This window comes from Oceanobacillus caeni (assembly GCF_019037185.1).
In the GTDB taxonomy this organism is placed as follows: domain Bacteria; phylum Bacillota; class Bacilli; order Bacillales; family Amphibacillaceae; genus Oceanobacillus; species Oceanobacillus caeni.
In genome coordinates this window covers 23,550-43,255 of the sequence record NZ_JAHHXM010000018.1, presented here as the reverse complement: position 1 = coordinate 43,255, position 19,706 = coordinate 23,550, and the positions used below count along the sequence as shown (strand labels likewise).

Annotated in this window: 17 protein-coding genes; 2 read left to right on the top strand and 15 right to left on the bottom strand. The window is 36.4% G+C overall.

Annotated features, from left to right (window positions below; all coding sequences use genetic code 11):
- Positions 1-299: 299 nt before the first annotated feature.
- The 12 genes from KM885_RS17915 to KM885_RS10950 form a co-directional block, all read right to left on the bottom strand.
- A complete protein-coding gene (locus tag KM885_RS17915; RefSeq protein WP_244986992.1) occupies positions 300-548 on the bottom strand; it encodes a DUF6171 family protein in 249 nt (82 codons plus the stop codon).
- Positions 549-554: 6 nt separating this feature from the next.
- Complete coding sequence (locus tag KM885_RS11000) at positions 555-1,718, bottom strand: family 43 glycosylhydrolase (protein ID WP_216883963.1); 1,164 nt, start codon at positions 1,716-1,718, stop codon at positions 555-557.
- Positions 1,719-1,745: 27 nt separating this feature from the next.
- The gene (locus KM885_RS10995; protein ID WP_216883962.1) at positions 1,746-2,858 is read right to left on the bottom strand and encodes a GntR family transcriptional regulator; all 1,113 of its coding nucleotides are present in this window, start codon (positions 2,856-2,858) and stop codon (positions 1,746-1,748) included.
- A gap of 151 nt (positions 2,859-3,009) precedes the next feature.
- Positions 3,010-3,219, bottom strand: coding sequence for a hypothetical protein (locus tag KM885_RS10990; RefSeq protein ID WP_216883961.1), 210 nt, complete (start codon positions 3,217-3,219; stop codon positions 3,010-3,012).
- A 116-nt stretch (positions 3,220-3,335) separates the two neighbouring features.
- Positions 3,336-4,814 carry an alpha-N-arabinofuranosidase gene (locus tag KM885_RS10985; RefSeq protein ID WP_244986991.1) on the bottom strand — a complete coding sequence of 493 codons (1,479 nt, stop codon included), beginning with the start codon at positions 4,812-4,814 and terminating at the stop codon, positions 3,336-3,338.
- Between the two features lie 11 nt (positions 4,815-4,825).
- The gene (arfA, locus tag KM885_RS10980) at positions 4,826-6,352 is read right to left on the bottom strand and encodes an arabinosylfuranosidase ArfA (RefSeq protein WP_244986990.1); all 1,527 of its coding nucleotides are present in this window, start codon (positions 6,350-6,352) and stop codon (positions 4,826-4,828) included.
- 40 nt (positions 6,353-6,392) lie between these two features.
- Entirely contained in the window at positions 6,393-6,593 is a 201-nt protein-coding gene (locus KM885_RS10975) for a hypothetical protein (protein WP_216883960.1), read from the bottom strand.
- 400 nt (positions 6,594-6,993) lie between these two features.
- Entirely contained in the window at positions 6,994-7,629 is a 636-nt protein-coding gene (locus tag KM885_RS10970; RefSeq protein WP_244986989.1) for a YesL family protein, read from the bottom strand.
- Positions 7,630-7,653: 24 nt separating this feature from the next.
- Positions 7,654-8,496, bottom strand: coding sequence for a carbohydrate ABC transporter permease (locus KM885_RS10965; protein ID WP_216883976.1), 843 nt, complete (start codon positions 8,494-8,496; stop codon positions 7,654-7,656).
- Positions 8,496-9,473 (bottom strand): carbohydrate ABC transporter permease, encoded by a 978-nt coding sequence (locus KM885_RS10960; RefSeq protein WP_216883959.1) that lies wholly within the window; start codon positions 9,471-9,473, stop codon positions 8,496-8,498. Before KM885_RS10960 ends, KM885_RS10965 begins: the two co-directional genes overlap by 1 nt.
- Positions 9,474-9,888: 415 nt before the next feature.
- Positions 9,889-11,235 (bottom strand): ABC transporter substrate-binding protein, encoded by a 1,347-nt coding sequence (locus KM885_RS10955; RefSeq protein ID WP_216883958.1) that lies wholly within the window; start codon positions 11,233-11,235, stop codon positions 9,889-9,891.
- A gap of 330 nt (positions 11,236-11,565) precedes the next feature.
- Positions 11,566-14,136, bottom strand: a complete 2,571-nt coding sequence (locus KM885_RS10950) for a LamG-like jellyroll fold domain-containing protein (protein ID WP_216883957.1) — start codon at positions 14,134-14,136, stop codon at positions 11,566-11,568.
- 527 nt (positions 14,137-14,663) lie between these two features.
- Here KM885_RS10950 and KM885_RS10945 point away from each other — a divergent pair.
- Positions 14,664-15,662, top strand: a complete 999-nt coding sequence (locus tag KM885_RS10945) for an LLM class flavin-dependent oxidoreductase (RefSeq protein WP_216883956.1) — start codon at positions 14,664-14,666, stop codon at positions 15,660-15,662.
- Between the two features lie 90 nt (positions 15,663-15,752).
- On the opposite strand, the gene KM885_RS10940 is transcribed toward KM885_RS10945, so the two are convergent.
- Positions 15,753-16,019, bottom strand: a complete 267-nt coding sequence (locus KM885_RS10940) for a type II toxin-antitoxin system Phd/YefM family antitoxin (RefSeq protein WP_047185952.1) — start codon at positions 16,017-16,019, stop codon at positions 15,753-15,755.
- Positions 16,020-16,351: 332 nt separating this feature from the next.
- On the opposite strand from KM885_RS10940, the gene KM885_RS10935 reads away from it, so the two are divergent.
- Entirely contained in the window at positions 16,352-17,710 is a 1,359-nt protein-coding gene (locus KM885_RS10935; RefSeq protein WP_186301041.1) for an Nramp family divalent metal transporter, read from the top strand.
- A 117-nt stretch (positions 17,711-17,827) separates the two neighbouring features.
- Here KM885_RS10935 and KM885_RS10930 read toward each other — a convergent pair whose 3' ends face one another.
- Both KM885_RS10930 and KM885_RS10925 read right to left on the bottom strand, forming a co-directional pair.
- On the bottom strand, positions 17,828-18,622 hold the full coding sequence (locus KM885_RS10930) for an IclR family transcriptional regulator (RefSeq protein ID WP_216883955.1): 795 nt from the start codon (positions 18,620-18,622) through the stop codon (positions 17,828-17,830).
- An 89-nt stretch (positions 18,623-18,711) separates the two neighbouring features.
- Positions 18,712-19,686, bottom strand: coding sequence for a hydroxyacid dehydrogenase (locus KM885_RS10925; RefSeq protein ID WP_204797724.1), 975 nt, complete (start codon positions 19,684-19,686; stop codon positions 18,712-18,714).
- Positions 19,687-19,706: the final 20 nt, after the last annotated feature.

The following is a 19,706-nucleotide window of genomic DNA, read 5'->3' as shown; positions in this document are numbered from 1 at the left end:
ACCCCCAACTTATTTTGTTAAAAGCTAATCTTACAACTATAAGAATGCCCGACTCCGACGCAGTTCCACCATTAATTGAATTAGGATCGCTGCTTAAAATTATTCTCTTAAATAAGGAAAAACAGACCTGTGTAGCATTTTCTTCTAACTTCTATTTTGGGTAATGGGACATCTTCGGCTCCTAGTACTTTTGCTAATTGGAATAATCCATTTGAGATTTACTTACAATCCCTCCATTTTATATAAAAAGGGAGCCGATAAGATAAACATCCTACCGGCTAAGATTTGTTAATTACCACTCACCATTTTGATCCCTCGGGATAAGGGCAAGTTTTATAAGACAACTTCGCTCTAAATTGAACAAAGCATCCGCAATGACTACAAGTATTCCCATAAAGAAGAGATGGACAGTTTTTACATGTTTGAAGTCTTTCATTATATGTTTGGTCATCAACCAAATCGGTTTCCAATTGTAATTGCTCCTTAATTAGCTGTTGGATATACTCATCTGATACGATGATAGATTGCAAACAACCTTTACACCTCATTGCCGCTTATTTCACAGTAACCGTAGCAACAATCTTTTTTTCTTTTAGATCTTTCGTCATACCTGGATAACCAAAGTATGGATTCCCGTGTTGATCCCAAAATAATTGTTGCACACGTGCGTGACGATTATGATCATATAAAGAGTTACCTACAATCTCCTTGTATGGACGAGCATGATAGACTAGTAAATCAGTAACTCCATCTTCCGCAACTGTAAAACTATTATGACCTGGTCCATATTCCTTCGTTTCCTCGCATGTTACAAAGACTGGTTCTTTTGATTTCGTCCACGCTTTCGGATCCAATAGATTACTATTTTCATCCGCTGTCAATATTCCCATTGCATAACGGTAGTCCGTTGCACTAGCCGAATAAGCAATAAACACTTTACCATTTCGTTTAATGAAGGAAGCACCCTCATTCACATAAAATCCTTCTTGTTCCCAAGGTAGATTAGGAGTGGAAAGAACAACTTGTTTGGATTTAATGGTCCAAGGATTTTCCATTTCAGCAATATACAAATTAGAAATGGTATCATTATCCACCTTTTGCGCCCAAACTAAGTATCTTTTTCCCCTATGTTCAAATGTTGTAGCATCTAATGAGAAACTTTGGAAGTCAGTATTAACCTGACCTTTTTCCAGCCATTCCCCTTCAAAGGGATCCTTAGATTTGTTTTCTAATACATAAGGACGTATAGCCCAAGCATCATCATGATCCCCTGCAGCAAAATGGACATACCAATTTCCATCAATATAATGAATTTCTGGTGCCCAAATATGTTCGGACATAATTCCTTCTTCATGTTTTTTCCAAATAACAATCTCCTTGGCATCTTTTAGACCTTCTATCGATTTGGATCTTCTAAGAACAATTCGGTCATATTCAGGGTAAGATCCTGTAAAATAATAATAACCATCTGTATGTTTATAAATATAAGGATCCGCTCTTTGTTCTACCAGAGGGTTGGGATATTCTTTTACTTTAATTTTCCCTTTTACCTGAAAAGTCCCGGGTTCTTCATATTTATCTTCTTGAAAGCACTCCCAAACGACATCGACATCTACCTTTACCCCTTCTTCCATTTCAAAGGCAACCCTGTTTGGCAATTCGGGTTTTAAACCAAGACCGGTCGTAACTTGAACACTATCCAACACTTTTATAGTCATAGATAACCTCTCCCATATCTATATTTTTCAAACTAACTCTCTTATATCTTTTGTTGAATTCCTTTTTATAAGTTCTGGTTCATATACGATGGATTCTTCCACTTCTTCCTTGTTAAGACCTTGTTTCCGATTAATCAAGTTTAATATCATTTTTGCAGCCGCTTCGCCCATCTCACTTTGCGGATGTTTAATCGTAGTTAATTTCACCTCGGATACTCTGGATAATAAAGAGTTATCATAACCTATTAAGGATATATCTTCCGGTACTTTGATGTTTTTCTTACGTAATACGTCCAACAATAACATAGCAAGTTCATCATTATAACAAACAATAGCAGTTGGCCATTCTTCGTTTGGAAGTTCCAATATTTTTTCCAATTCTTCCTGTGGTTTAGTCATTATTTCTTGCGTGTGGTATGTGATGATATTACTAGGTCTAATTTGTACATGATGGCTACGATGAGCCTTTAAATAGCCTTTCATTCTCCTAGTACCCTGTAAATCATCCGTTTTAAAGAAACCTAGAATATTCTCATGCCCTTGTTCAATAAGATGCTCTGTCTGGATAAATCCGCCTTTTTCATCATCTATCGTAATACTCAATGGTTCCAATTCATCATAATAAGCATTAATCATAATATAAGGGATATTGGACTTTTCTAGATTCAGATAGTAATTTATATTAGGATTTGAAATCGCACTCTGTGTTGGTTCTATAATGACACCGTCCACATTATAGGTTAGGATTTTCTCCAATATTTTCTTTTCATTTTCATGATCGTTATCCGTACTATATAAACTAACCTGATAATCATTTTTACTTAAAAGTGATTCTGCTCCCTGTATGATGGAAGGGAAAATATAATTTGAAATATTCGTTGTAATGATGGCGATATTCTTCCGGTTATAATCATTCGATCCCGTTTCATTTCTTTCCGCACAATATGTACCCGCTCCTTGCTTACGATACAACCAACCTTGATTTACGAGATCCCCAATGGCAAGACGAACGGTATGACGACTTACACTAAAGCGTTCCATCAGTTCACTTTCTGAGCTAATCTTTTGGTGCGGTTCATAAGTTCCATCTAGTATTTTAGATTGAATATATTCCCTTACTATACTGTGTTTCGTTTTCATGGTACACCTCTGTTTCTATATATTTCAAACTTGTCCGTATGAGGTATATTATAACAGTTTCTGTTACAGATTACATTAGAGCTTCTTTTTATAAATAATTAATTTAATAAAAACAGAAGGTATATTTATACTTAATCTTCATTTATCCAGACTAGCATTTCCCAAGGTTTACAACTACACTAGCATAATAAGGGACTGCTTTTACCTTTACTGGGATCTTATTATCATTGGTAGATTTGTATAAACTACCTGCCCATGAATTAGGATCTGTTCTTGTGGCATCTCCTTCTACCGTTACAACACCATCTAATAATTCTTCCTCAAATTTATCGTCAAAAGCAGTGTATTTGGATATGCGCATATCCTATATTCACAACTAAAGCTAAACAAACACTTTGTTACCTGAAATCGTCCCAATTTTCTATAGGTTCTTCTTAATGATGTATAGGGGGATACCCCCCATTCATTTAAGTATAATTATGGTTTAATAGACAATATTACAACAGATTTAGATGGAAGTACTATATTTAAATGGTTACCCACCTGTTTATATCCTGTAAATTCCATTGGGCTGACATTTTCAGGATCTTCAAACGTATTAATAGCATTCATTTCCTTTGCAGTTAATATACGACCATTTACTTTACTAACTTCCATTCCACGTAAATCAACGTTTAATGATGCTGACTGTTCTTTATCTAAATTACATAAACTAATATGCACGGTATCATCTTTCCTAGAAGCAGAAGCACTTATATGCGGATAACTTTGACCATTCTCTTGAATCGTATCTGCTTCTATGTTTAAACCTATTTTCTCTGCATCTTGGTGAACTTTATACATTTCAAACACATGATAAGTTGGGGTTAAAATCATTTTATCTTGTTCCGTTAAAATAACCGCTTGAATAACATTAACCATTTGAGCAATATTTGCCATTTGCACACGGTCATTATGCTGATGGAATATATTAAAATGTACCCCTGCAATAACAGCATCTCTAATTGTGTTTTGTTGATATAAAAATCCTGGGTTTGTACCTGGTTCGACATCATACCATGCACCCCATTCGTCAATAATCATACCAATCCGCTTTTCCGGATCATATTTATCCATGATCGTACTATGTTTGGTAATGAGTTCATCCATATACAGCGTTTTTTGCATGGCAATATCCCATTCTTCTTCTTTGAAGTATACTGCTTGACCTTTATTCCAAAAACCACCTGGATGTACATAATAATGTAAGCTTAAACCGTCCATTACATGATGGGCTTCCCGCATTAATACTTCTGTCCAGTGATAATCATCCACATTCGCACCACCTGCGATACGATAAATTTGATTATCCGCATAGTTTCTTACATATGTTTGATAACGACGGTATAGATCTGCATAATATTCTGGACGCATGTTACCACCACATCCCCAGTTTTCATTACCGACACCAAAGTATTTCAATTTCCAAGGATCCTCTTTGCCATTCTCACGTCTCCAGTTCGCCATTGGTGATTCACCGTCAAAGGTCATGTATTCAACCCACTCTGACATTTCTTGAACGGTACCACTACCGACATTTCCATTAATATAGGGTTCAGCACCTAACATGTCACAGAGCATCATAAATTCATGTGTACCAAAGTGATTGTTTTCAACAACTCCTCCCCAGTGCGTATTCACCATACGTTTACGATTTGACCGCGGACCTACCCCATCTTTCCAGTGGTATTCATCAGCAAAGCATCCGCCTGGCCAACGTAAAACAGGAATATCTAATTTTTTAAGGGCTTCCAAAACATCATTTCTAATTCCATTTGTATTTGGAATCGAGGAGTCTTCGCCAACCCATAAACCTTCGTAAATTCCTCTACCTAAATGTTCCGCAAAATGACCATAGATATTTTTATTTATTTTACCTTCAACGATATCGGTATTAATTGTTATTCTATTCCCCATTATGACACCTCTTATGAATTAATTATCTTTTTTTGTAAGCGAATCATGTTCCAAGAGAATTTCGGTAAAATACCAATTACTTTTCCTGCCTCTTTATAAGATTGTCCATTAGAGTGAGGCTTCACTTGTTCTTTCCCTAATGTGTTTTTAGCTTTTGCATCCTCATTTTCTAGAACAACATGTTCCACCACTTCAAAACCTTCAAATGAGCGTATATCTACATCAACATGTAATTCATTTTCCAAGTGACGATTAACAGCAAAGATGACAAGTTCCTCTTTTTCTTCATTATAAACAACAGATGTATCTAAATAAGGAACATCCGTAAAATCCTTACTATCGTATTTAGGAGAGGTAACGATTGGGTTTAAAGCGACTCCCCTTCCATAAACAGATGAATAGTAATATGGGTAAAAGATGGTTTGCTTCCATGCACCACCACCATTTTCCGTCATAATTGGTGCAATCACATTGACAAGTTGTGCCATACAAGCAATCTTCACACGGTCGGAGTGCTTTAGCATCGTATTTAACATACTACCAACCAACAATGCATCTTCAAACGTATAAATATCTTCTAATTGAGGGGGTGCAACAGTCCATGGATCAATCTGCTTATCTTGCTCATTCGAATGGAACCATACATTCCATTCATCAAAACTTAAATGTATCGTTTTCTTACTACGTTTTTTCGCTTTAATATAATCACATGTTGAAATTACTGTTTTGATAAAATCATCCATATCTAGTGATTTTGCTAAATAGTTAGCGGTATCATTATCACGATTGCCATAATATTGATGTAATGAAATATAATCTACATGCTCATACGTGTGGTCTAATGTTGTTGCCTCCCACTCTGGAAAGGTTGGCATATCCGAATTAGAACTTCCACAACTTACCAGTTCAATATTAGGGTCAACTAATCTTAATGCTTTTGCAGTTTCAGCAGCTAGTCGTCCATATTCATCTGCAGTTTTGTGACCAACTTGCCATGGGCCATCCATTTCATTTCCTAGACACCAAGTTTTTATACAATGAGGTTCTTCATATCCATGCTCTCTTCTTAAGTCACTCCAATAGGTACCACCTGGATGATTGCAATATTCAATAAAGTTACGAGCTGCATCAATACCTCTAGTACCTAAGTTAATGGCCATCATTACTTCGGTATTAGCCAATTTCGACCAATTCATAAATTCATTTGTTCCCATTTCATTTGTCTCAATTACACGCCAAGCTAACTCCAATCTTCTTGGGCGATTTTCCCTTGGTCCAACTCCATCTTCCCAATTATATGCTGATACCATGTTCCCACCAGGATAACGAACAATAGGGACTTGAAGCTCTTTTACTAATTCAAGGACATCTTTCCTAAAGCCATTTTCATCTGCCGTTGGATGCCCTGGCTCATAAATTCCTCCATAAACTGCCCTTCCTAAATGCTCAATGAAAGATCCATAGATTCGTTTATCTATTTCAGAAATCACATAATTTTTATCAACTACAACCTTTGCATATGATATTTCCTTTGCCATAATAAAACCCCTTTTTCATTAGGTATTTGAAGAAAGCTACTTATCTACTAACCCTTAATGCCTGATATTTTTTAGCAAATTCAACCCAAATCGTTTTATCTACTTCAAGCTGCCTTAATCCAATTATTTCATTATGGAACTGCCTTACCGTTTCTCTATGAATGACAACACATTCAATTTTTTCCATATCAACAAAACTGAACAGTTGATCTGTTTGTAAATTAATAGAATGTACTACCATCTAGCCAAAATTAAATTCACCGCTTGGTTTAATAGCTACTAATCCCTCTCCTTTATTGAAACCACTTACATTTATCTACGAGAATGTTACTAATTTAAATTTAGGAAGTACTAAATCCGCTTCTGTTTCAATTTTTTCACCAACAGCAATCATCTCCTTTTTCTAAACCCCCTCATACGTATATTTATACTATATAGGGACATTATATTCAAAAATGTACGTACAATCAAGGGCCCTTTAAAAAACTATAATAAATTATGGGCTAACAGTGGAAAGAATAGGTGAATTGCGTCAAATTAGTACAATTGTCTATATCTAAAGTGGATATATCAATGGTAATAAGGAAATGGAGAGGACATTCAATCATAGAGCCTCTCCTAATTTTCATGTTAGTAAAATTTTATTTCCTATCTAGAGTTATAAATATACGAAAGGAGAACCAAAACCAAATGAGCGCTGACAAACTAAAGATAAAAAATAGAATCAACGTTGGAATTTCTAATGATAGATAAACAACTGCGAAAAGGGTAATAATAGTTGCTATGGAAATACGAATCTTCGTTATACCTATAACTAATGCATTTTTTATATGTTGAAATACTCCTGCATGGTAATGTGCCTTCAACGGGAATGACCATATAATGATGATCGTATATAAGAACAGGAGCAGATAGAAGGCGAATGGAACAATAAAAGAAAGCTGTCCTCCGAACGCCTGGATTGCTTTATAATTAAGGTATAGGACTCCACCGATTCCAGTAAGTACCCACCCTAATCCATTACCTGATGTAAATTCTTGTTTATATATTTTTCTAAATGTTTTCCAAATCTTGATGTCTTGTTCGCCCATCATCCACTTCCTGACCACTCCAAGCGTTGCAATAGTCGCTGGAAAAACCCCAGCAATCAACAATCCTAGTAAAGAGTATAAAACCCATAACAGATTTAATAAAGCCATCCTAGTGATCCAAGTAGCAATACGATCTAATGTAGATACAAACCCATTGGCATACATATCCCATTCACCTTCATTCATCTTTTATTTCTATGTTTGTAACCTTTAACCTTTAACTCCTCCAGTTGTTAATCCTGCAATGAAGTAACGTTGGAAGAAAATAAACAATATAATAATTGGAATAATGGTTAAAACTGACCCAGCAATTAATACATCATAGTTATTTCCATACGGTGTAAGTAGTGTTGCTAATCCTATTGGTAGTGTGAACATATCATTCGACCTAAGTACAAGTAATGGCCATAGGAAATTGTTCCAACTACCCAACCCTTGTAAAATCGCCATTGCCGCAAGAGAAGGTCCCATAAGGGGAAGCATAATTTTGAAAAAGATTCCATATTCTGTGCTACCGTCTATCCTAGCTGCATCCATCAATTGGGTTGGTAATCCCAGAGCGTATTGTCTAAAGAAGAAGACGGCAACAGGAGCAACCACCATTGGAAGAACAACAGCAAAGTACGTATCCACTAATTGCGTATTAATCATTAATTGATAGAGTGGCAACATCAAGATTTCAAACGGTACCATTAAAATAAGTAATACTAAAAGGAAGAAGAAGTTTTTCCCTTTAAAATCGTAAACAGCTAAAGCATACCCGACCATTGATGAGAAAAATAAGGATAATACAATTGTTATTGCCGAAATTACTAAACTGTTACCGTACCAAGCCCAATACTCCGGGGCTTGGTTGAAAATATATAAATAATTATCTAGACTTAATTGACTGAAGTTAATACTAAAACTAATTCCTTGTCTCATTAACTCTGATGATGGCCGGAATGACGAAATCACCAAACTTATAATGGGAAATAAAGCAATAAGTGAAATAACTCCAAAACTTATGGTAGCAATCCATGTCAAAATTTTATTTTTACTTTTAATATTCATCAATTTTCACCTCTTTTAAAGGTTCCAGTTGCAATTAAATAAATAAGACTTATCACAGCGATAATCAACATTAAAATAACACCTATAGCAGAACCATAACCCATATCATTTTGACGGATACCTTCCTGATAAATGTACCCTACTACAGATAAACCAATATTACCCGGTGAACCAGCTTCCCAGAAGACAAAGCTTTCTTCAAACATTCTAAATCCATTAATGATGGTAATCGTACTAACAAATATGATTATTGGCTTTAATTGTGGTATTGTTATATATCTTAACTTCTGCCATTTTGAAGCCCCATCAATATCGGCAGCTTCATACAATTCTTCTGGGACATTTTGTAATGCCGCAAGGAAATACAAAATATTTACCCCAATCCATCTCCATGATGCAAGAATAACCATTAAGAATATGGCAGCCCAGCTCGTAAATCTCCAGTTTATAGCATCTAGACCAAATAGGCTTATGATTTGGTTAGCTACTGCTGTATCCTGCTCACCGAACATTAATCGAAAAATCATCCCTCCTACAATGGTAGAAGTTAATGCCGGTAGAAATAAAGAAGCACGGAAAAACGTTTTAAATTTAACAAACTTCGAATCTAGGAAAATAGCTAACAACATAGGAATAACAGTCAAAATCAAGACAGTAAATATTACATATAACGTTGTATTTAGTAATGCTTTATAAAATATAGGATTAGCTAATCTTTCATAGTTGGCCAATCCTATAAACGTAACTTGCCCCGGTAACACCTTTTGAAAACTCATAATAATACCTTGTACTGCGGGATATAGCGTTAAAATTAAGAAAGAGATAATAAAAGGTAATACAAATAAATAAGGGACTACTTTTTTCGAATTAATAAATCTAAAAAACGAATTCGGTTGTTTGTTCGAATTATTTTTTGGCGATTTTGGACTTTTAGATGGTTTTGAAGTTAGATTGGGACTCTTTGACAAAGATTCCATATTGCTTCCTCCTCAACAATTTATCATATTGGACGTACAAGTTATAAGCCCATTTTGTAGACTTTATTCATTAAATCATTTATTCCATATTCTTTAATAAATTAATCTAGTTTTCTATCAACTGTTTATCTATAATTACTTCCCATATACCCCACCCTTTCAACAGATTAATGATAAAACCATCCTATCATCTGTATACGTTTACAAATTACAGATTAAATAAATATAGACTCGTTATATCAGTGATTGATGTACGAATATATTATCAAATCTATCTAGAGGTCAATATAAATATACGTATAAGTTATTAGTATTTAAAGTATAACTTTATTGCCCTATTTTTTCAATATATTTTTAGAAAATAATTAATATATTCTATAATTAAAAATGGAAGCAGGAGTCCCTGCTTCCATTTTTAATTATTTTGCATTGACGAACGAACTGTTTCTGCTGCCTGTTTTAGTGCTTCTTCTGGTGTCTGTGTTTGTTGACGTAATACACTTTCCGCAATATTCGTATTATACTCTGTTACGATATCTGGAGTGTATTCTGTTAGATGTAGTTCATTAATTTCATCTTTCACATCTAATAGAACATCAAAGATTCCATCTCCAAAATACTGGGAATATTTATTATCTTCCCTTACCGCATCACTTTCCCACACATCCCAGCGCGGTGGATCAAACCCAAGTACTTTCCATAAATTAATACTACCCTCTTCAGATAGTTTCGCATAAGCTAGGAATTCTTTAGCAAGTTCGGCATCCTCAGATTGGTTCGTAACAACTGTACCCGTACCGCCCATTCCTGCAGAGCGGTCTCCGCCTTCTTCCCAAGCTGGTAATGGACGAATAGCGATTTTTCCTTCAAGTTCCGGCATACTATCAATAAATCTACCCATATACCAAATTGGTGCAAGAATAGTAGCTGCACCACCATCACTCATGTATCCGTAAAATTCTTCCGATTGGTTCATACCACCCGGGGTTAGCTCAGCAATTTTATGCTTATAAATAAGGTCATGTAAAAATTGCAGCGTATCAATATGCTTTTGACTGTCAACGATTAATTCGCCATTTTCATTAAACATGTCCGTACCTTGCTGCGAAATCATAGGCCAATAATCCATTAACCAATCTGTCGTACCAACATTCCACATGACGGAGTCCGTATTCTCAACCACTTGCTTTCCAGCCTCTATAAAATCATCCCATGTTTTAATAGAATCAATATCAACTCCTGCTTCATCCATAATTTCTGTATTATAGTACATCACTGTCGCGCCTACATGAGTGGGAATACCATAGTAATTACCATCTTTTGCATAAATTTTAAAGCGAGCTGGAATAACTTGATCCAATAGTGGCTCCACATATTCATTCATAGGCTCTAACTGCGGTTCACCTTGTAAGTAATTTGCAAATCTACCAAGCTCAATGTCTGCTATATCAGGTGCTCCTTTTCCAGATTGCAGAGAAAGTAAAAGATTATTATGCATTTGGTCAAACGGAAATGCTTCCGCAACTAATTTAATAGGTCTATCAGGATTTTCTTCGTTCCAATGAATTGCTGCTTCTTCAAATAAATCGATGTGCTGTCCTACAAAAGTCCAATATGTTAATTCCGTTGCACCTTCTATGTCATCACCAACTACTTTCGATTCATCTGCAGCTACTTCTTCAGAGCCACTCCCTTTACCACCACATGCCATTAACATCATGGACATAAGAGCAAAAAGGAATAGTACAAACACCTTTTTCATCGTATAACCTCCTATTAATACTTGTCATTTATTAAAGCACTTCCAAACAAATTACAGATTTGAACTATTTATTGACAAATTCACCCCCATAGAATAACGTTCTAAACACCCAGGCTCCTTTGGAAACGCATACATAATAAAGTTAAAAATAGTAAGTGAAGGCAGAAGCGATAGTTCCGAAAACCAAAGGTATTTATTTGATAGTTCCATAGTATCACCCTAAGATAAATTGGTCAATAAGTTAATCAAGGTTATTTCAATCTTATACGTACATTTGTATTTTCCAAGACTAAGTTACCGGGTAAATAGGTAACCTAGTCTTTTAATTTACTATTTTGTTGTTTTTGCTAACTCTTTTACATCTTCATCAGAGAGTACACCATGATAGACTTCTAATTCGTCCATTAATCCTTGATAAGGCGCATCCCACCAGTTTACGCCCAGGCTAAACTGACTATTACCTGAGGTGAATACATCGTTAAACCCAGACTGTTTCACAACTTCTTCTCCATTTATATAAACTACAATATCTCCTTCATCTACTGTAAATGCGATATGAGACCATTTATCTGTTTGAAGTTTTACCTCGCTTTTCGCATCTTTAAAAACAGACCCACCAGACCAAACAACAACCTGATTATCACCAGGAAAACCACCTGGTATCAAACTAACCCAGTTATTAGAATCCTTTGCACCAAAGAAACTAGTAGTATGGCCCGTTAGTTTCTTTGGATTTAACCAAAAAGATACAGAATAACTCGATTCGGAAATTAAATTATCTGGAAGCTTCACTCCTGATTGCCCATTAAAAACAGCCGCTTTTCCTTTTATTCCATTCTTAAAGGAAATCTCACCACCAGTATTATCTATACGATTACCAGTAATCTTCCCTTCAGAAAAATTCCCTGTATTGTCTACTAAATTATCTTCAAATGAATACTTAGCAACTAACTGTTTTTCACTTTTTGGTAGTACTGTAACAGTGAATTTCTTCTCTGTTATAACGTTATTTTTAACGATAGTGGCTGTCAATGTTACCTCTACACTAGGTTTTCCGGACTCAGGACGGGTTACTTCCCCCTTTTCAGAAATAACCTCTGGGTGAGAAGAGTTCCAAGAAATTGTAGTACCCCTCGCCCCATCTGTTGGGAGGATTAAATCCGTGTAAACGTTATTTGTATCTCCTAAACTCAAATCCCCTTCGACATCCTTAACAATATCTTCATCTGACTTTCCTTCTTCACGTTTACTTCCCCAAATGCTCTTTCCATTTTCCGACGATGCCGTGAAAGTCATGACGTAATGTTCAGAAACAGGATCATATTGACGGACAAATACACCTTTATATATTTCACCATCTACATTTAGCTCTGCCTGGTTATGGCCCGTCTTTTTCCATTTACCATTAACCGCTCCGGTGATTTTATTATTTTTGTTGAGCGTAATATGGACATCTTTGTGTATGTCATTAGTTATATCTAAGTCATGATTAATATACTGATAATCTCCCACCAAGTCTTTGCGATCCACCTTTTCTAATGTCTCTCCTCCATAGCGATATGGGGCTACGACAGGCCATCCATCCTCATTGAAAAACATTTGATGAATTCGAAGCTCATGCGAATCCCCTCTCTCTGGGAATCGAGAATGAAATACTAAGAAATGTTTCCCTGTTTCTTCTTCGAAATAAACAGAATTATGTCCTGGTGAGATATATCCATAACCAACACCTGAACCTGGATCCCCAACTTTTCTTTCAAATAAAAAATGCCCCATTAGCTTATTACCGTATGGAGAATGGTCTACATCTCCTGGAAGAATAGCATTTTGTCCATCTGCATCCAAATATGGGCCATCTGGATTCTCCGATCGGAATACTCTCATATTATATTCACCATCGGCACCTAACCATCCATATGTTACGTACAAATAGTAATAATTGTTTTCCTCATTATAGACGATATAAGGACCTTCTCCTGATTTACCATACCCTCCAGAAATCTTCGTTCCAAAGTATCTATCTATCATGCGACCATCAGGAGTCTCTCCGTCTTCTCCAGGATAAATTGGCTGTCCTGTCTCTTGATCCATCTCCAATAGAAAAATACCACCAGACCAAGAACCATATGTCATCCATAACCTGCCATTCTCATCATAGAATAACGCAGCATCGATAGCATTTGGGTACATCGTATTGTTATAAGAACCTACTTTATCGTCCCTAAACCAATTCGGATTGAGTTCCTCTACTTTTCCATCCTCTATTAACTCATCAATATGCGTGTTTTTCCATTGTTTATTGATATGACTATTTCCATCTTTTGCATCTTCTTTGGTGAAACCTGAATAAATAATGGTATCCACATATTCATATGGACCTTCAATATTTTTAGAAACAGCAAACCCTATTGCCGAACGAATATATGTGGAAGATGCACTATAATAAATCATATAAGCACCTTTTGAGCCATCCTCATTTACATAACTTTCATTCCAGATTGCTTCCGGTGCCCAAACTGCAAATCCACCTTTACTATCAGAATCATCTTCACCAGCCCATTTAAAAGATTCCGATAAGTTTTCGGACAAATCCCCGTATAAAGTGTTATTTGGAGTTGTATATCCGTTAGCAAAACTATCCCACTGGATTAAATCCGATGATTTCGCAGCCTCGATGTGAGTACCAAATACATAATACATATTACCTTCTTTTATAATCGAAGGGTCATGAACGGAAACCTCTTTAAAATCAGGACGTTCCCCTTCTTTCGTTATATCTTGTTTTTGCTGATTGTCACCTGCTTCCTTTTCATTTGCCAATAAAGGGAAAGGCAAAGCTAAAGTAGTTAGAACCAACGCTAGAATAATAACGGTAACTTTCCCCGTGTATTTTTTCATCATATACTCCTCCCTGATTAAATAGATATTAGTAAGTACATGTTATAAGGTTATTCTCTACTAGGTAATTTATAGATTATATAAAGCTAAAAGTACTGGAATAGCCTTAAATACTTTAGCCCCCCTTCTTTACCAAATCGAGCTTACAATCAGTTATTGAACAACCTAGTGCAGAAAGCGCAATCACTTACCACATAAACGTACAACATTTCATATGATAATTCAATGTTTTTTTAATTTTTGATTAATTCATCGAAGTAGGTAAAATTGATTTTACCAGTATCTAATAGGGCTATTGGAACTGGTATCTGTCATAAAGTCAGCATCCAATGCCAGATTCAGTATTACTAGATGCCAATAAAAAAGCTACCCATCCATTAATAGTTAGGATAAATAGCTTATCTATTTCACTAAACCAATCATTACATTAACTAGGACAAAGAGACTGTCACCATGGTTCTTTTTCATTGTCTCCCCTCTTTCCATGCGTTATCATAGAACAAAGCGATGAATAAAGGAGCTACGCAACCATGATTTCATTAAGCATATTGGATTATTCACCAATTGATGAAGGCAACAACGCACATGATGCATTATGGGAAACGACAGAACTTGCAAAATATGCAGAAACACTAGGATACAAACGATTTTGGGTATCCGAGCATCACTTTGTAGATTCTGTAGCGAATAGCAGTCCGGAAATGTTGATGATGCACTTGGCATCCTCAACGAATGACATACGCATTGGATCAGGTGGTGTCATGCTTCCACATTACAGTAGTTACAAAGTCGCGGAAAACTTTCGAATGATGGAAGCTCTTCATCCCAATCGAATGGACCTTGGAATTGGTAGATCACCAAGTTTTCGCATCGTAAACCAAGCATTGAATGAAGGGAAGACTAAGAAAACATCCTATGAACAACAAGTAATGGATTTGAAAAAATATTTTACCGATAATATAGAAGACGAACACCGTTTTCAATCCTTGATTGCCACTCCAAAAGTTCCTACAAAACCTGAAATGTGGATGCTCGGAACTGGTGAAAAAGGTGCGGAAGTTGCTGCGAAACTAGGCTTAGGATATGTGTTTGCACACTTCACAAAGCCTGGAATAAAAGGAACCCAAGTTGCAAAGAGCTACCGTGATCACTTTCAAGCTTCCACTTTTCTAAAACAACCAAAGACAATTGTTGCGGTCTTTGCAGTAGTTGGGGAAACAGAGAAGGAAGCGGAGGATCTAGCAAAAGCATTTGATCTATGGTTACATTTTATTGAATCAGATAACCAACCACCTTATTACCCATCTGTTCAAACAGCAAAGAAACGTGGCTTTAGCTCTATTGAAGCACAAAAAGTAAAAGGAAACCGAAAGCGAATGATCGTTGGAACAGCCAAACACGCAAAAGAAGAAATGATAAAAATTGCTGAAGCTTATGATGCCGATGAAATTATGGTGATACCGAATGTTTCTGGAATTAAAAATAGGAAGAATGTGGTGCGGTTGTTGGCTAAGGAGTTTGAACTTTAACAAAAGGACAGAAACAGTTCCTCCTTGTCAAAATCTAATCAATACAACTGTTAAAGAGCCAAACATGTTGATCGTGCTTGGCTTTTTCTCTTATTCTCCACCATGTTTTTTCTTCAAGTTCTTAAATACTGCTTCACCATTTAGAAGATTTTCCCCGTTTTCAATTTGTGCTTCTCCCTCAGCTAACTTTTGATATAATTCTAGCTTTCCTAACGAGTCTTCATAAGTTTCCATACTCATAATCACTAAATCACCATACCCATTCTTCGTAATGAAAACTGGTTCCTTGATTTGATGACACAGTTCAGATATTTCAGTTGTATTTCTTAATTCCTTTATCGGGCGAATTTCAGGCAAAAAAAGCATCTCCTCGGTTCATTTTTGTGCCTAAATTATAGCATCTTTATGTACAGTTAACAATATATGATCTACCCATACATATTTTTACGATAAGGTTATTATCATACGTTACCGTTGTCCTTACTCTTTCAATATTCCATCCTAAATCAAACGTTTTTTTGAATGATGACCGAAAAAAAGTATTTCGTAATAAAAATGATGTTGTGACTAATGCGGGATTTAATGGGTAAATTAAAGGGTATATATAATTTATAACTTTTAATTTTATAGTACTTTTGCCTTAAACAAACCTAATTAACATACTAGAACTTTTCTTAGAAGGGATAAATATGCGCAAGGATAAACAACAGCAAGAGAAAAAAGGCGGTTGGTTAAAACAAAGTTCAAATATTAGTCTGGAGGAAGTAAATAATAGCGTAAAGATTCCAGCAAATGCTGGATTTTGGCGTAAATTTTTTGCATTCGCGGGACCAGGTTCCCTTGTTGCCGTTGGGTATGTTGACCCCGGAAACTGGGCCACATCGATTGCCGGCGGTGCACGGTTTGGATATACTCTATTGTCCGTCATTTTGATTGCAAATTTAATGGCCATTCTGCTACAAACTTTATCAGCTAAACTGGGAATCGTGACAGGTCGTGACCTCGCCCAAGCAACAAGGGACGCGACAGGGAAAAAGACAGCCTTTGTGCTATGGATCTTAACGGAACTTGCTATTATTGCAACAGATCTAGCGGAAGTAATCGGTTCAGCTATCGCATTAAATTTGCTGTTTGGCATTCCTTTGACGGTCGGGATTCTCATTACAACGCTAGATGTACTCTTACTTTTACTTCTGCAAAAAAAGGGGTTCCGGATAATCGAATCCATTGTCATCGTCCTAATGGTAACCATTTTCGGTGTCTTTGTATTTGAAGTGATTGCGTCCAAACCAGTTATTGCCGATCTCCTGGAAGGCTATATCCCTAGCAAGGAAATTGTGACAAATCCGGGAATGCTCTTTATTGCATTAGGTATACTTGGAGCAACGGTTATGCCACATAATCTATACCTTCATTCTTCCATTGTACAAACTCGCCAATACAAGCGGGACGATAATGGCAAGAAAGAGGCAATAAAATTTTCAGTTATGGATTCTACTTTTTCCTTAACTGTAGCATTTTTAATCAATTCAGCAATCCTAATTCTCGGTGCTTCTGCATTTCACGGCTTAGGTAGTCAAGTCTCCGAAATTGAAGAGGCCTACAAACTCTTAAGCCCAACGATTGGCGTAGGAATAGCAAGTACACTGTTCGCAGTTGCCCTGCTTGCTTCGGGTCAAAACTCTACCATTACTGGAACGCTATCCGGGCAAATTGTAATGGAAGGCTTTATTCATCTGCGCATCTCACCGTGGCTTCGTCGGATCATCACTCGATTGATTGCTGTTATTCCAGCATTTATCGTGACATGGATTGCCGGTTCTCGCGGGACAGCTGACCTTCTGTTATGGAGTCAGGTTATTCTAAGCCTGCAGCTGCCATTCGCCATTGTACCCCTTGTTCTCTTTACAAACAGCAAGGAAAAAATGGGGATTTTCGCCAACAGTAACTGGGTAAAGGTTCTAGCTTGGATCATCACAGGTGTCATTATCGTATTAAACATTTTTCTTGTGGGTTATATTATCGTGACAGGACATGATTTAGGATAAAGAAAATTTCCATCAGTGGGGGGGTTCCCTCATCCCCCTCTGATGGTTAGTTGCACTTATCGGACCTTTACGACCTACCTTCTTTGTTCTCCAGAAGCGTGAGATGGGATAAAACCATTATCTATTTCCAAAAGTTAGCTTAGAGGGACAAGAATCCGGGTTCCACCCCATATCTTTCCATATATTTTGTGCTGCTTTTCTCGTCTTTTCTATAATGACTTTTCCACGTTCCTCTGAGTAGTCGTTTGATGAAATACTTACTCCGATTGCTGCAACTGTCTTCCCATTCCGATTATAAATTGGAAAGGAGAATCCCATCGTATTTTTAAAATGCTCGGAACGACTAAAAGAATAACCTTGTTCTCTAATTTTGCGAATTTCCTCTTTTAATTCAGCTACATTACGAATCGTGTTTTTTGTAATTTGTTTTATCGTTACTTTTTCGAGATATGAATCAATGACTGCATCATCCATACTTGCTAGTAATAATTTCGGTGCCGACCCAGCATAAAGAGGAGATCTTCTACCTTTTTCAATGACTAAACGAACCGGTTTGGTGCTATCTATTTTTTCTACATAGACAGCCTCTTCTTTTTCCACTACCGTCAAGTGAACAAGTTCATTTAATGTTTCATTTAGCTCCATCATGTGCGGTAAGGCTATTTTTCGATATTCAATTTGCTCGTTTACGTAATTACCATATTCCAATAGTTTAAGACCTAAGCGAAATTTAACATCGTGACTAGTATTTTTCACCTTTACCACTAACCCTGTTTCTTCTAATGATGATAGGAGGCGAAACACGGTCGTTTTAGGTAAACCAGACAATTCTACTAACTCGATAAGGGATAATTCAGCTTTTGTAGAGAAACAATCTAATATTTTTATCGCTTTTACAAGGCTCTGGCTCATACGGATTACCTCATTTCTTTCCTCTCCCATTGTATAAGGTGATAAAGGAGACTTTCATCAGAAGTTTTTTCTTCATCCCAACTGATAAATTAGAAAGCATCCATCCCCTTCATGATCAATTGTTTTTCATTCGCAATCGTAGGCACCCTATCCCCATTCAATACCTTTAAGAGATTTTCCACAATTACTGTTGATGTAGTCTTGGCTGCCTCCTCGCTAATTCCACCTATATGTGGTGTTACAATCACTTCTTCTAATTCAAAAAATGGATGGTTAGGTGAGGGAGGTTCTATCGAAAAAACATCCATCCCCGCACGGAGAAACTGCTTTTTCTTTAGCGCGTCCGCTAGATCCTTTTCGTGAATAATTCCACCGCGTGACGTATTAATCAAAACGGCACTTTGCTTCATCAGATTGAAATATTTTCTATCGATTAACTCATACGTTTCATCGGTTAACGGGATATGTAAACTAATCACATCACTTTCACGAAAAACCTTTTCCATGCTTTTAGTAAGTTCTACCCCTATTGTATCTGCGTTCTCCTGTCTTTCGGGTTTTATCGTACGAACATAAGCAGTGACGTCCATATCAAAACCAAGCTTCATGATTTTCGCTACCTTTTGAGCAATCGTCCCAAACCCAATCAACCCAAGTTTCTTCTTATGAACTTCTAGCGTATATTTTCCGTCACGATAATTATAATTTCCTTGTTTCGTTTCTTGATGAAAGGCTACGAGATTCTTCATGGTTGCTAAAATTAAACTTACTGTATGTTCTGCTGTTGCTTGACTATTAAGTTTTGGTGCATGTAATACTTTAATTCCTTTTTCTGTTGCATAGGCTACATCTATGTTATCAAGACCAACACCCGCTCCGGATATTGCCTTTACATTTTTACATGCATCGAGAATAGCTGGCGTAATTTGGGCAGGTGCTCTTAATATAATGCCTTCAACAGAATGATTCTTTAAAAAATGAATAATTTCCTTTTCATTAAAGTCAGCAAATTTAGTCACATTCGCTAAGCGATTTAATAATTTTTCCCCATCTGGATGATACATCGGGAGAATCTGAACAATAT